The following is a 16,312-nucleotide window of genomic DNA, read 5'->3' on the forward strand; positions in this document are numbered from 1 at the left end:
AGATGCAGACGGCATTCAACTCTTTATAGAGGAAGAGGCTAGCAGGCCATTTGACTTAGCATCGGAGCTGGTGCTGCGAGTAAGCTATTTAAAAAAGGCCCAAGACAGTGGTGTGATCGTATTTAATATTCACCATATTGCATTTGATGAGTGGTCACTTGAGATTTTAATGGCTGAGTTTATGCAAAACTACAGTCAGCTCTATGCTGGTCAGGATATTGTCCAAGAGACATTGGATGTACAGTATCGCGACTTCGCAGTGTGGCAAAACAAGCAAGTAGATAAGGGCATTTTTAAAGCCCAGCTCGATTACTGGCACAAACAACTAGCAGATGCGCCAGTCACACATGAGCTTGCATTGCAGCGCAATAGGCCCGAAGTAAATCAAAAAATAGGAAACAAGCATCGCTTTTCGCTGCCAGCGCAAACCAAACATGCATTAGATGACTTAGCTAAGTCGCAGTCTGTAACGCCATTTGTATTGGTCCATGCAATATTTGCTCTGATGCTTACTAAAGCAACGCGTAATTCTGATGTGGTTATTGGCACCCCGAGTGCAGGTCGTAGTAATAGCCAATTGGAAGGTATGATAGGTTTTTTTGTTAATTTCTTATCGTTGAGAACGGATAGTGACGGTTACACCTCATTTAGTGACTTTTTAGAGTATGTTAAAGAGGTGAACCTTGGTGCACTACAACATCAAGATGTCCCTTTTGATAGGGTACTAGAGCACTGCGGCATCGAGCGAAACCCGCAAATGGCGCCGCTATTCCAAATTGTACTTTCAGTGCACCAGAGCAGCCAAGCGCAGCCAAGAGACATGTTGTGGGGCTTAACACCGGTCAACATTGAACACACATCGGCTAATTTTGACTTGATGCTTGAAGTGGGTATGGACACCAATGCATTAGAAATGATGTTTACCTATGATAGCGCACTATTTTCTGAACAATACATAGCAAGTCTTGCACAGTACTTCTGTACTGTATGTCAGCAAGTGGTTGCAAATAAAGACGTAAATATTGCAGATATTCAATTGGTTGATCAGCAAAAGCAGCAAATACTTATTGATGAAGTCAAATCTGCCTATTCTCCAGTATCAGTAAATCAGTATTTACATCAACAGTTTGAAGAAATTTCGGCGTCTCACCCTACGCGTATCGCGGTATGTGATGAGGCACACTCATTGTCATATCAAGAGCTCAATGAACAAGCAAATAGATTGGCCCGCTATTTAACCGCACACGGTACCAAGGTGTCCGATAAAGTAGGTATATGTTTATCTCGCTCAACTGAATTTGTGGTTGCGATGCTGGCAACGCTGAAAGTTGGGGGTACCTATGTGCCTATGGACCCAGATTATCCAGAAGCGCGCTTGACGCATATTATCCAAGACAGCGATATAAAGGTGGTTATTACTTCTGCGTCGTTGCAGAGTCTGCCTGTGTTGGGTTCTGATCGCATTGAATGTATTGCGCTTGATGACACTAAGTGTATTGACGCGCTATCGTCATTAAGCTGTGCAAATGTAACGACTGAACTACCAGAAAGCCTGCTGGCTTACATTATTTATACATCAGGTTCTTCAGGGTTGCCCAAAGGCGTTCAAGTTACTCATAAAAATGTTCTGCGATTATTTAAATCTTCGGAACAACAGTTCCAGTTTAGTGAGCAAGACGTGTGGAGTTGCTTCCATTCTACTGCCTTTGACTTTTCTGTTTGGGAGCTTTGGGGAGCGTTATTATACGGCGCGAAGACGGTGATGGTGTCTTATGAAGACAGTCGCTCGCCGCAGCGATTTGCCGAACTTTTAGCGGCGCACGGTGTCACCGTGTTGAGCCAAACAGCTTCAGCTTTTTATCAATTGTCAGAATATGTGCTTGAGCACAATAGCCCACATCAACTGCGCTACGTCGTATTTGGTGGAGAATATCTGAACTTTACCAAACTGTCGCCGTGGATGGATCGCTATGGTAGTGAGACTACACAGCTGATCAATATGTATGGTATTACAGAAACCACAGTACATGTTACCTACCAAAAAATAGAGCGCGCACACTGTGAGCAAGGCATCAGCCTTATTGGTAAGCCGTTACAAGATTTGACTTGTTACGTTGTTGATGAACATGGAAATTGTCAGCCTCCTGGGGTCCCAGGGGAGCTTTGGGTTGGCGGTCAAGGTGTTACAAATGGGTATTTGAATCGACCAGAGCTGAATACTGAGAAGTTTATTGCCGATCCATTTAGCGCCGAGTCAAATGCCGTAATATACCGCAGTGGTGACCTTGTCCGCTGGTTGGATGATATGAGTCTACAGTATTTAGGGCGTATTGATGAGCAAGTCAAAATTCGAGGTTTCCGTATTGAGCTCGGTGAAATTGAAGCGAGTTTAAACCAACACCCGTACATAAAGTCATGTGCAGTATTAACAAAGCCGACAGAGCAATCTGGTCATGAGTTAGCTGTTTACTTTACTTTGGTCGACGATGCTGAGGCCGACGATTTTCAAGCTCTGTTGCGAACGTTGCACAGCTATTTGCAAGTGAAACTGCCAAAACACATGGTCCCGACGGCTTATGCCATGCTAGAAGAGCTGCCCATGACGGTAAATGGCAAGCTCAATCGCAGTGCATTATTGTCTTTGTCGGTAAACTATGTGAGTGAAGAGTATCACGCGCCAGAAACCCTAGTTCAACGACAGCTTTGTACTGTCTTTGAGCAGACTCTAGGATGCGAAAAAGTGGGGATTCAGGATAACTTTTTCAACCTAGGTGGAGACTCGATTCGCGCAATTTCATTGGTTGCCAATGCGGCGAAAATAGGTTTACAGATCTCTGTTAAAGACCTATTTAGTTACCAATCTGTCGCATCTCTAGCAGCGGCGATTGAGCAAGGGAATACTGAATCAACCACTGAAGTTAAGGGTGAACCATTTGCGTTACTGACAGAAGAGCAACGGCAGGCGTTACCGCAAATGACAAGTGCGCCAATTGAAGACGCTTTTCCATTGACAGCAACCCAACAAGGTATGCTGATCCACAACATGCTTGATGTGGGAGGGGGGACTTACCACGACGTACCAAGCGTGCGACTAAAAATACAATGGCATCCGGAGCTATTTGCACAGGCATTAAGTGCTGTTGTAGAGCGTCATTCGGTTCTCAGGTCAACATTTGAATACTGTTGTGCTCAACCAATTCAAGTAATTTATGAGCGCATTACATTACCACTGAAAGTCAGAGCGATAACAGATGACGAGCTCAATGACTTGGCACTTTACGAACAACAGTGCTTAGCAAGTGAGCTCGCATCGCCGTTTGAGATGGGTGAATTGCCATGGCGTATGGCTGTGCATACAATCACTGATGACGATATCTACCTCCATATCTCGTTCCATCACTCACTGTTAGATGGTTGGAGCTTTGCTTCATTCAATACCGAACTGATAAATCAATACAAACGTTTATTAGCAGGACAAGAGCTACTTATTCAACCAAAACCGCCTGCTTATTCATTAAACGTTGCGCAAGAAATGGCTGCGGTAGAGTCGGGCAAGAGTCGTCAGTATTTTAAGACGCAATTAGAAAATGCAAACTTACCTTGGTGGTCTAATTTTGAAAAAGGGAATCCACTAGAGGTTGTGTCTGAACTCAGTGCGGAGCAGCGCGAAAGACTGAACGCGATCGCTAAACAGTTAAAAGTAAGTGAGAAAAGTATATTACTTAGTGCACACACTGCTTTAATGGCATTTTTAGGTGGGCAAGAAGATGTTGTAACCTCTGTGATCAGCAATAGTCGACCTGAGCTATCGGGCAGTGAGCAAACACTTGGCTTATTTTTGAATTCTCTTCCTATGAGAATAGATGTATCGAAAGGGTCATGGCAGCAATTGATAAAAAGAGTGCATAGTGAAAGCGTGGAGTTGATGTCACACCGAAGCTACCCTCTAATTGAGATACAGCGAGCCTCGAAACTTGAATTCGGCTCTGCTGCATTTAGCTTTATTGATTTTCATGTCTATAAAAACATATCTGATGAAGTGGCGGTTGAAAGCGGTAGCTTTTTTGAGAAAACAGATATTATGTTATCGGTTAAGTTCATCAACAACCAGTCTAATAACGCTCTTGGCTTTAGAATTCACACGAACGTTAAACAATTCGACTTGCAATACGTTCAAAGAATAAGAGATTACTTACAGAAAATTATTACTCAGATCGTAGAAGACCATACTCAAGAAATTGATTTTGACTCGCTGTTAGAGCCAACTGAAGTGGAAGCGCTTGTAGCGTTTGAACAGCACGGTGTTCAGGCCAAAAAATTGGGTGCGACAAGTGTTGTAGAGTTATTTGCTCAGCAAGTTGAACAAAACTCGAACGCCATTGCGGTCTCCATGTCAGGTCAGAGCTTAACTTATTCGAAACTCAATAAACGGGTCAATAACTTAGCATGTGCTTTACGTGAAGAAGATGTAGGTGAAAGCGACAAAGTCGGTATTTACTTAGACAGAAGTATAGAATCACTGGTTTCTGTACTGGCGGTAATGAAGTCTGGCGCCAGCTATGTGCCACTTGATGTTCAAGACCCTGCCCTGCGCAATCAAGTAATCATCGAGCAAATGCAGGCTGGTGTAATTATCTCTCATGAATCGCAAGTATTGCCTTTTAATGTTGCAGGTGTTTCTGAGCTTGTGCTTGAAGGAGATATTACACAAGATGATTGGTTAGAAGATTTCGCCGATGATGAGCCGTTTTCTCTACCAGGTTTACAGCAAATAGCATATGTGCTGTTCACCTCTGGCTCTACGGGCATACCACAAGGGGTTGAAGTTTCACACGCTAGTTTGAGTGCCTATCTTGCACATGCTAAATCACATTATTTTAATAACGCGACACAAAGCTTAGTGAGCTCTACATTAAGTGTTGATGCAACCATCACCAGCTTGTTGGGCCCACTTACCGTTGGTGGTACTGTGAATTTCTTAGCAGATGATGATAATGATACTGCATCAATTGCGGGATTTTTGAAATTTTGTCAGCTGCCATGTGTGTTTAAAATGACGCCGTCTCAAATGACGTTGGTTGCAGAAAGACTCAGTGAATTCTCTAGTCCTGTTGCACACACCTTGGTTATCGGTGGTGAGGAACTGTATTGGAAAACTATCAATAAGTGGCGCTCAAAGCATCTATCAAATGCAACCTTTATCAATGAGTATGGCCCAACAGAATCAACTGTCGGGTGTTGTTTTGAGGTGATCTCGCCCGAGACTCCATCGAATAGTGATCAAATGAGTGTGGCCATAGGCTCACCAGTAGCTGGCACATCTTTGTTTGTTTTGAATGGTAGCCTACAACGCGTGCCACTAGGGTCTGTGGGTGAGTTGTTTATCGCCGGGGCGGGTTTATCAACAGGGTATTCAAACCTACCTGATTTAACCAAGAAAATGTTTACAGAAAAGACGGTAAACGGCCAAAAAATTGTACTCTATCGCACTGGCGATATGGTTCGCTATCTAGCCAATGGTAAATTGGAGTTCATTGAACGTAAAAGTGAACAGGTGAAAATTCGCGGACACAAAGTTGAGTTAAATGAAATAAAGCATCAAATTTTGGCGGTTAAAGGGGTAAATTCTGCGTTTGTAGCCACAGCCGAAAGTAGTTTGAGTACGGATCGTGACTTTATCAGTTCAGTGAAGTTAGAGCTTGGCGATACGCTGCCTGATTACATGATACCGAGTGTATTGATGAAGGTGGACGAATGGCCATTGACGCCAAATGGCAAAGTAGACAGAAAAGCGTTATTAGCGCTTGAAAAGGTGGACAGTGAAACGCACGTGCCACAGGTAAGCTCGACCAAAGAAGTGCAAGACAGTCAGCTTAAATATTGGTTAGCTCAATTAGATGATGCACCTGCTGTACACGGATTACCACTTAGTTACCCCCGCCCAGAAGTCAAGCAGGAACAAGGTGCGGTAGTAAGCGGAAATTTACCGAGTTCAGTTGCACAACAGCTAAAACAATTGGCTCAGAAGTTTCAATTAACGCCATTTATGTTGATCCATGGTGCAGTATCACTCCTTTTATCGAAACACTGTAATAGTTCAGATATCGTAATAGGAACTCCTGTAGTACAACAAACTCAATCCGACTTGGAGTCTGCGCAGCAGTGCACGATGAATGCACTTGTATTGCGTGTCGACACAAAACATAAGACGTTGGCAGAGTATTTGGCACATATTCAAAGTGTCAATTTGGCTGCACAGTCTAATCAAAATGTATCATTCGAGCGTTTGCTTGAGGTGTTAAAGGTGCCTATCGATACGGCCCATTCCCCGTTATTCCAGATTATGCTTTCAACACACACAGAACACTCGCAGCTAGCTGACTGCGCGCGAGAAATGGTCAAAGCAGATCACGATTTAAATATCGATGTAAGCATCAATGATGAGGGGGTTGGGTTAAGTTGGACGTATGATGTGAGTTTGTTCAATGAAGCCGCTATCACAAGATTAAATGAACATTTCTGTCGCTTACTGACTGCACTCAGTGCGGTGACTGATGGTGAGGTAGAGCCTCACAGCTTGCCTATGCTTTCTCAATCTGAGTGTTATCAGCTAGTAACGCAACTCAATGACACAGGCTCAAATTATTCAGAGGAAAAGTGCGTACATGAATTGTTTGAATCGCAGGTAGCAGCCAACCCTAATAAAATCGCAGTGGCATTTGAAGAGACACACTTAACATATGCTGAGTTGAATGTGCGTGCGAATCAAGTTGCTCATTGTTTAGTGACTCAGTATGGCGTGAAGCCAGATACATTAGTGGGTTTATGTGTTGAGCGTTCATTGGAAATGGTCATCGGTATCTTGGGTGTATTGAAAGCTGGTGGTGCTTATGTGCCGTTAGATCCGAGTTATCCGCAAGCGCGATTGAACCATATGCTTGACGATGCAGGTCTTACGGTTGTGTTGTGTGAAGGGCAGACAACTGAAGTATTAGATAGCACATTTACTGGTACTGTGATTGATCTGGGTGATCATCAGCTTTTTGCTGAGTATGACACGACCAACTTGAGTACTTTAGCGCTTGAGCCAACTCATTTGGCTTATGTGATTTACACGTCGGGCTCTACGGGCAAACCAAAAGGTGTGATGGTTGAACACCGTAATTTAGTGGACTACATGTCTGTAAATAAACGCAATTACTATGATGGTAATGTGGCGGGTTCTCTCATATTCACATCGCTGAGCTTTGACTTGAGTTTGCCAAGTTTATACTTACCGTTACTTAATGGTGACGAGGTAAAACTTGTCGGTAAAGAAGATATCTTAGCGCCTTGTGTCAAAGAATCACTCAGTAGCGATTCGGTCAGGTTAGTGCGAATGACGCCTTCTCACTTAATGCTTTTATTGGACCAATTTAATGGCGAGCAAGTTGATACGGAGCATGTGTTTATTGTAGGAGGTGAGGCGTTTGAACACGGCTTGGCATCAAAGTGTCTTGAAACCTTCCCATCGTGTCGATTGGTAAACCATTATGGTCCATCTGAGTCGACAATCGGCTGCACGAGCTTCTCGATTACTCGGGGTGTTTTAAATGCATACAATACTATCCCAATTGGTAAAGCGATGGACAATGCCAGTATGTTGCTGTTGTCAGACACTCAGCAGCTACTGCCTTTTGGTGTGACAGGTGAGCTGTATATCGGTGGCGCTGGGTTGGCCAGAGGGTATTTAAACCACCCTGAGCTAACTGCGCAGCGCTTCATTGATAACCCTTATTACGATGCAAGCGTACCGGGTAGTTCGAAGCGATTGTATCGAACAGGAGACTTAGTCCGTTATTTACCTGATGGCAACTTAGAATTTATGGGTCGCGTAGATGATCAAGTAAAAATACGTGGCTTTAGGATAGAACTAGGGGAAGTTGAATCACAGCTAGCGCAGCTGTCGAATGTAAACTCTGCGCTAGTGTTGGCAAAAGAAGTTGCCGGTCGTCGGCAATTGTTCGGTTATGTAAAGCCCACAGAGACTGCGCGCTCTGAGCAAACTGTGCTGGTGGCATATTACGCTGCGAACGATGGCATGTCGCTAGATAATCAGATACGTCAGAATCTTGAAAAACACTTGCCAGATTACATGTTGCCTAAAATTGTCGTAGCCGTGGATGAGTTTAAATTGACGAAAAGCGGGAAAGTAGATGTTGCATCGCTTCCCGACATTAGCAGCATACAATCCAGCTTGAAGATAACAGAACCTACCACAAGCCTCGAAACACAAATGCGTAATGTTTGGGCGATGGTGTTAAGGGTTGCTCCAGACTCGCTAGATGTGCAAGCTGACTTTTTTGAGTTAGGTGGTGATTCTATTCTTGCGATCCAAGTGGCTGCAAAAGCGCGTCATCAGGGCATTTTCTTTACAGTGGCAGACTTGTTTGAGTATTCAACGATACGGTCATTGTCGCGTGAAGCGACGACAAATAAAGGCTTTGAGGTACCTCAAGAAGCAGTAGAGGGTCAGATGCCACTGTTGCCAATTCAAAGGGCATTTTTAAACTCTGGGATAGAGCTGGATTATTACAACCAAGCTGTTTTGTTAAATACACCGCCGGAATTTAATAGTAGTGCACTGACTGCAATTGTTGAAGCACTGATTGAGCGTCACGATGCATTGAGGCTAAGCTTTAAACTTGACGGCAATATTTGGCAAGCGAATCATGAAGTGAGTACGGCTCAGTCATTGAGTGAATTGTATGCGGTTGAAAAGCTTGATTTGTCCGATAAAAAGCAACTGACAGCAGTCTTAAATAACTATCAACAAAGTTTTGAGCTGTCTGGGCCATTGGCGAAGTTTGTTTATATAGAGGATGTCAATAACGAAAGGGAAGGGCGTTTATTTGTTGTGATACATCACCTTGTTGTGGATGGTGTGTCATGGCGTATTTTACTGTCTGATATTGAAGCTGTGTTTGCACAGTTCCATGCATTTGACAGTGTCCAATTAGCACCTAAATCCTCTTCTTACAAAGCATGGGGGGCATTTCTTAAGAAGCATGCAGCTGACGAAAGTATGGCAGCGCAATTACCGTATTGGAAAGGGGTTATTTCAAAGCAGACTTGCCCTCTCCCCATTAACGAAGTGTGTGATATAAAAGAGCGAGAAGTTCAAAAGTCACTAGCTCGTATTAGCCTGACTCAAAAAGAAACTCGACAACTGACTACGCAGGCTATTTTAAAGTATGACTTGCAAGTGAACGAGTTGCTGTTGAGCTCTCTGTTAATTGCTTTGCATCAGTGGAGTGGAGGGAATCAATTCTTAATAGATATGGAGGGGCATGGTCGAGAAACGCTCAATAGCAGCTTGGATCTGACCGAGACAGTTGGTTGGTTTACCAGTATTTACCCTGTAGCTCTTGGTGCCTCTGAGGAAAGTTTAAGAGAATGTACGTATGAGCAAATAATCAATCATGTCAAAAATACTTATCGAGATATTCCGGAAAACGGCATTGGTTTTGGTGTGATTGCGGGCAGTGACCTCGCAAAAGAGTTGGGTGATTATGAACCAGCAAAAATCCAATTTAACTATTTAGGCCAGTTTGACAATGTCACTGTTGATGGTGAGTTTTTCTCCATTGCTGCGGAATCAACAGGTGATAGTGCGAGCCGAAATCGACCTCTGGCTTATAAATTGGGCTTAGTTGCGATGGTTACTAATGGGTGTATGCAATTCAATATCAATTTTGACTTATCTGACTTTAGCCAACAGCAAGCCGATTTGTTGGCAAATTACCTTCAACAGGCCTTGCAAGGACTTATATCCCACTGCATTGCATCGTTAGGTGAGCAATCGATTAGCGAGCAATTCCCTGAGGCGTTGGCTCCGGCTGAAAAGCTTACACAATGGCAGTCTCAATTTGATGTACAAGATATTTACCCAGCTACAGGCATGCAGCAAGGTCTATTGTTCCATAGTGAACTGGACAGTGGCGCCTACATAACACAGATCCGTTTGGATTTTGAACATGTGATACCCGAAACATTGAAGTCGGCATGGCATAACATCGCAAATCGACATGATATTTTTAAAACTGCATTTGTAGGGTTTGAGGAAGGGCATTGCCATCAGTTAGTTCAGCATGAAGTTGAGCTCAATTGGTCCGAAGTGTCACTTGTTCATTTAGATGCAGCAGCACAACAAGAAGAAGTAGAACGAATTCGCTGCCAAGATGCAAACACCAAATTTAACATCATTGATGCACCGCTGATGAGATTCCATTTACTGAACTTGGGCGAAAATGGCTATGTTTTGATTTGGTCACACCATCATTCTTTGATGGATGGTTGGTCTATGAGCATGGTGTTTCAAGAGGTGGCTAGGGTTTATCAGGCTGAATTAACAAACAAGCCAGTGACCTTGCCAGCTGTTGTGCCATACAAAAATTATATTCAGTGGTTAAATAAACAGGACCAAGCGGCGTCGCTTACCTTTTGGCAAGCGCAGCTATCTGATGATCTTGAGCCAACACCGCTTCCATTGATGGATCTTACTAAAGTAGCAGAGTCGAAAGAAGAGTTCGCTTTACAGTTGACCTCGGAGCAAACACAGTCTCTTGTTGAGTTCGCGAGAAAAATAAAGACAACTGTGAATATATTGCTGCAGTCTTCATGGGCTATCTTGCTATCCCGTTACAGTTCAGAGAATACAGTGACTTTTGGCTATACAACGGCAGGAAGACCGCCTGCACTTGAAAATATAGACAAAATGGTGGGACTGTTTATCAACACTTTACCTTGCAGAGCCGAGGTTGATGACACGGTTAAGGTCAGTGATTTCTTAATTGCTCAACGAGATGCATTGAGTCAGCGTGAGTTACATAACTTTATTTCAGCGACTGAAATTCAATCGGCCATTCATAGCCATGCTGTCAGTGAGTTGTACAACAGTGTGATTGTCTTTGAAAACTACCCGATTAAAGATGTGAGTGCTCATGTTAATAATGCTGGTTTGGTGATCACCGATGTGCAGCCTTATGCGCGCACTAACTTCCCGCTGAGCTTGATAGCGCATTTAGGCGACACCTTATCGATTCGATTTGAATACCACTTGGGGCAATACAGCACAGCTGATATAGAAACTGTGGGTCAACAACTTAAGGCGGTACTACTACAGCTTGTTGAAAAGGCACAAGCGCGCGTATGTGATATTGATTTAGCAGTTGATGCAGCTGAAGAAGCGTTACAAGAAAGCGAAAGTGGTATCGAGTCTATCCCATTCTTTACGCTAAACGACAAGGTTGCAGAGTATGCACAGCAATTACCGATGTCACCTGCTGTGTCTTCAGAGGACGGCGAACTGAATTATCAGGACTTAGCGAAAAAAGTGGCTCACTTAGCCGTTGCATTGCAAGATGAGGGTTTGGTGTCTGGCCAAGCAGTTGGTATTTGCATGGAGCGCAGTGTTAAGAGTACGGTTGCCATGCTTGCTGTTTTAAAAGCGGGTGGCTTTTACGTTCCCATTGATGCTAAAACGCCCAGTGCACGTATTAATCATATTATTGATGACTGTGGCATGGAATTGATGTTGGTGGATGAACACACTATTGAAAGTGTGCCGCTAGACGGTGTTGACTTCATGATGCTCGATGATGAGCTGTTTGATGAAGATTGGTATCAATGTTCCGAGCAAGAGTTACAGGACGCAAAGGTTTCAATCCAGTCATCAGATACGGCCTACGTAATATACACCTCAGGTTCTACGGGTAAACCTAAAGGCGTTGCCGTATCACATGCTAATTTAGCCCACTACTTGAACTATGCAGCGTCGCAGTATTTTGATGGCGTAAAAGGTGCTGTAGTGAGTACGTCTCTGAGCTTTGATGCGACGATTACCAGCCTATTTACCCCATTAGTATGCGGCAAAGAAGTTGTATTGATTGAGCAGGGAAGTCGCGAGCTAGATTCACTGGCCGCATTTATTGCAAACGCTGCATCTCCAATGTTGTTTAAATTGACACCGTCGCACTTAAATGCACTTGCCAAGTTGTACGGCCAGTCGCAGACAAAGGTTGAGCATATGTGCATTGTTGGAGGTGAAAATTTGAGTTGGGGTACTGTTGAGCAGTGGCGCAACAGTGTGATGCCAAACGCCTGTATTATCAATGAGTATGGACCGACAGAAGCGACCGTAGGTTGTGTTGTATTTAAAATCTTAGCGCATGAAAACGCAGGACAAACGGCGGGGTCAGTGCCAATTGGTACGCCAATTCACAATACTGTTCTACGCGTATTGGACAAAGACGGTAGAGCCGTTCCCAAAGGCGCTAAAGGAGAGCTGTATATCGGGGGAGCAGGTGTTACTAAAGGGTATATGAATCGTTCAGCGCTTACCCAAGAAAAGTTTATTGAGTTTTCCGATGACACCAGCAAAGCGCTTACTTATTACCGCACGGGTGACATTGTTCGCTACAGGCATGACGGCGATCTTGAGTTTATCAGCCGAGTTGATGAGCAAGTGAAGGTACGTGGTTATCGCATAGAAACAGGCGAGATAGAGCATCACCTGCTGAGCCATCAAAGCATTTCTGCTGCTCATGTGATGTTAGACGATACTGCGGCTCAACACCTTGTTGCCTATATTGCTTGTGACATTGATATGGATTTGGCGGAGCTGGAACGTAGTTTAAGAGCATCTTTGGCGTTAGAGCTCAATGACTATATGTGCCCTAGCCAGTATGTGTTTTTAGCGCAGTTGCCATTAACTGCCAATGGTAAAGTCGATAGAAAGGCATTACCAAAATGGCAAGCACACTCAACGCAAGCCAGTTCGTCTGGCCCTGTAGGTGAAATAGAAAACCAGCTCGCAAACATCTGGGCACAATTGCTTGAAGTGGAATTGGCAGCTATTACACAAGATAGTGACTTTTTCTTGTTAGGCGGTCACTCACTGCTGGCAATACAGCTAATAACCGCAATTAGAGAGACGTTTAACGTTGAGATTTCGCTTCATCAAATATTTGATGCATCCTCTTTGTCAGGACAAGGTGCAGTGATAGAGCAAGCCGATGCGGCGACCTTTGCGCCTGCAATTCAACCTGCATCACTCGATATGACGCACTATCCACTGACACATGCACAAGAGCGCCTTTGGTTTATCGACCAAATGGGCCAAGGCAGTTCGCAATATAACATGCCGCTTGCTTTTGAAGTGTCAGGCCAATTTGATGTTGATCTGATTGAGCAGACATTAGGCGAAATTGTTGCGCGCCATCAGGTGCTCAGAAGTAACTTTGTGACGGTGGACGAGCAGCCTCAGATCACTTATGAACATGCTCAACCGTTTAAATTACATCGAGTCGACCTGAGTCATTTGGATGCGCAAGCTCGCCAGCATGAAGTAGCGCAAATTCAATTTGAAAATGCCACAAAGGTGTTTGACCTTGCTAAAGACCTACTGGTTAGAGCCAGTTACGTCAAGCTCACAAACGGTTTAGATGTTGAAAGTGGCGCGCTATTACTGTGTTTCCACCATATTGTCTTTGACGGTTGGTCAATTGGCATCTTGATGAAAGAGTTCAATGCCATTTATGCGGCCAAAAAGCGCAATTGTGAAGCCGAGCTCAACCTGCTGCCTGTACAGTACCAAGATTATGCGGTATGGCAGCGTACGTGGGAAGGTGAGCAGCAATACCTTGCCGATCAGACCTATTGGACAGAGGCGCTTGCTGGGAGTCCACAAATTCACTCAATTCCAACGGATAAAGTTCGTCCTGCGCGACAGTCATTTGCCGGAAGCGCAGTGCCATTTAAGCTTGATCAGGCGCAAACAAATAAGCTCAAGGCATTCTGTCAGAGCCGAGGGGTGACGCTGTCAATGGCACTGCAGACTGTGTTCTCTGTGCTGTTGAATCGTTACAGTGGCGAATCAGATATTTTGTTTGGTACGCCAGTAGCGAATAGGGACCGCAAAGAAGTTGAGCCATTAATTGGCTTCTTCGTAAACCTTGTTGTGATGAGAGTGGGTGTTGAGTCGCAGTCTTCGTTTGATTCTTTGCTACAAACAGTTAAACAGACAAGCTTGGCTGCTCAGTCCCATCAGTCATATCCATTTGATAAGTTAGTTTCAGAATTGGATATCACCCGCAGTGTGTCACATGCTCCACTCGTTCAAGTCATATTCTCAATGAATACGAACAAGGTTGACGCATTGGAGACTACAGATTTTGAAATTTCCCCGATGCATGCCGAACAACTCGTCGCCAAGCTAGATTTAAGCTTAGATGTTGAGGAGTATGAAGATGAGATAGGTTTCTCACTGGGATACTGCACTGATCTTTTTGAAGCCGAAACGATTCAGCAAATGAGCGACAATTATTTGCTGATCATAGAAAACATGTTGTCTTCGCCTGAATTAGAAGTTGCACAAGCACTTGTAAATCAAAGAGCAAGTGTAACCGAGGGTAGTGTCAAAGTGACAGAAACGAGTGCGCCATTTATTGCAGTGCATGAGTCTGTTAAACGTTTTGCGGCTGAAATGCCGGATGCGTTGGCATTAACCGATGGCGTTGAGCAACTTTCATATGCACAACTTGTTACAGCAGCGCATACCTTATCTATTGCACTGCATGAAAAAGGTGTTGGGCAAAATAGCTTAGTTGGTGTGGTTGCTGAGAATTCGGTAAAAAATGTAGTGTTAATGGTTGCGCTGTCGCAAATGGGGGCTGTATATGTACCATTTGATCAAAGGTTGCCAGCTCAGCGTGTTGAGAAAATGATCGAATCTAGTGGTGCAGAGTATCTAGTGTGTCCGTCGACGGCACATCCTTTTGAGCACTTGTCAGCTGCACAGTTTAACTTGGACGAGCTATTTGAATACGCCAAAAATGTTGAGGTAGAGAACGTCGGGCCTGATAACCAGGTCTCAGTACAGAAGCAGCAATTGGCCTATGTCATTCATACCTCAGGATCGACTGGTATGCCAAAAGGCGTGATGATTGAGCATTTAGCTTTGGCTAGTTTTGTACAAAATCATAACAGCTTGGTTGGTACGCCACCACAGTCAAAAGTCATGTCAATATTGTCCCCGGCATTCGATGCAGGTCTTGGTGTCATTTGGAGCAGCTTGTATTCAGGCGCCACCTTGTGCTTGGGCAGCTTTGAGAAGTCCCTATCAACACAGTTGGTGGATTTTGAAGTGCAACAAATCTCTTTAACCCCTTCGATTTTAGAATCGCTGTCTTGGCAAAGTGAGTTTAAGTTGGAAACACTCATCCTTGGTGGTGAGGCGTGTCCAGAATCGACAGTTGAAAAATGGCAGAAACATTGTCGTTTAATCAATGAATATGGTCCCACTGAAACGACAGTAACGGCGATGTCAAGTGATTGGTCTGTATCTCATTCTCGCAGTCTGGGTCATGTCTATCCAGGATTTCAAGCTGCTGTGATAGATGAAAATGGCAACCCTTGTCCTGTGGGGGCAATTGGTGAGCTTTACCTTGCAGGTGATCAACTAGCAAGGGGGTATATCAATGCGCCGGAATTGACCGCCAAGGTGTTTGTCGAAATGACGTTGCCAGGCTGCACTATGCAAAGGTTTTATAAAACGGGTGACCTTGTACGTATTTTACCTTCGGGTGAGTTTAGTTTTGTTGGCAGAGCCGACACACAAGTGAAAATCCGCGGATTTAGAATCGAGCTAGAAGAAATCGAAAATAAAATCATGTTAATGGATGGTGTTGAGCAGGCTGTTGTCGATGTTCGTGTGTTAAATGGTGTTGAAAATATTGTTGCATATTTTGTTGCAATAAAGGATATTGAAAAGCCACAGTTCAAGGAGCATTTGGCGTCATTACTACCAGACTATATGGTGCCTAATCATTATGTTAGCTTGGAAGCAATGCCTCTAACCGTGAATGGTAAAGTTGACCGTAAATCATTGCCAGTGCCACAACTACTTCATCGTGAGCAAACTTATGTTGCACCGACGAATGAGCTAGAACATCAAATTTGCAATATATGGCAAGAGCTTTTGCAAATCGAACGAGTTGGGCTTGAAGATAACTTCTTTGATTTGGGCGGTCACTCGCTATTAGCAGCGCGTATGTACACTTCTATTCAACATCAGTTTGATATAGAGCTGTCCTTACAAGAAATTCTTGAGCAGCCAGTGGTTTCTGAGCTTGTAAAAGTCATAGATACCGCAGTGCGACTCAAAGAGGGGCTAATTTCCCAGCGTGCAGATGACAGTAGTGATGCCGAAGAAGATGTTTGGGAACTGTAACGTTAAGTCAAAATAATAAAAGGCTGGTGGCAAATTGCACAC

The 16,312-nt window shown here is 44.0% G+C and carries 1 protein-coding gene (cut by a window edge); it reads left to right on the forward strand.

What is annotated here, in order from left to right:
- Positions 1-16,270 carry the 3' portion of a non-ribosomal peptide synthetase gene (locus tag MHN81_RS11645; protein WP_239425785.1) on the forward strand. Its footprint begins 461 nt before the window's first position, so only the last 16,270 of its 16,731 coding nucleotides appear in the window; the start codon falls outside the window, past its left edge; its stop codon occupies positions 16,268-16,270.
- Positions 16,271-16,312: the final 42 nt, after the last annotated feature.

The sequence above is a fragment of the Pseudoalteromonas sp. Of7M-16 genome (assembly GCF_022347805.1).
Classification (GTDB): Bacteria; Pseudomonadota; Gammaproteobacteria; order Enterobacterales; family Alteromonadaceae; genus Pseudoalteromonas; species Pseudoalteromonas luteoviolacea_F.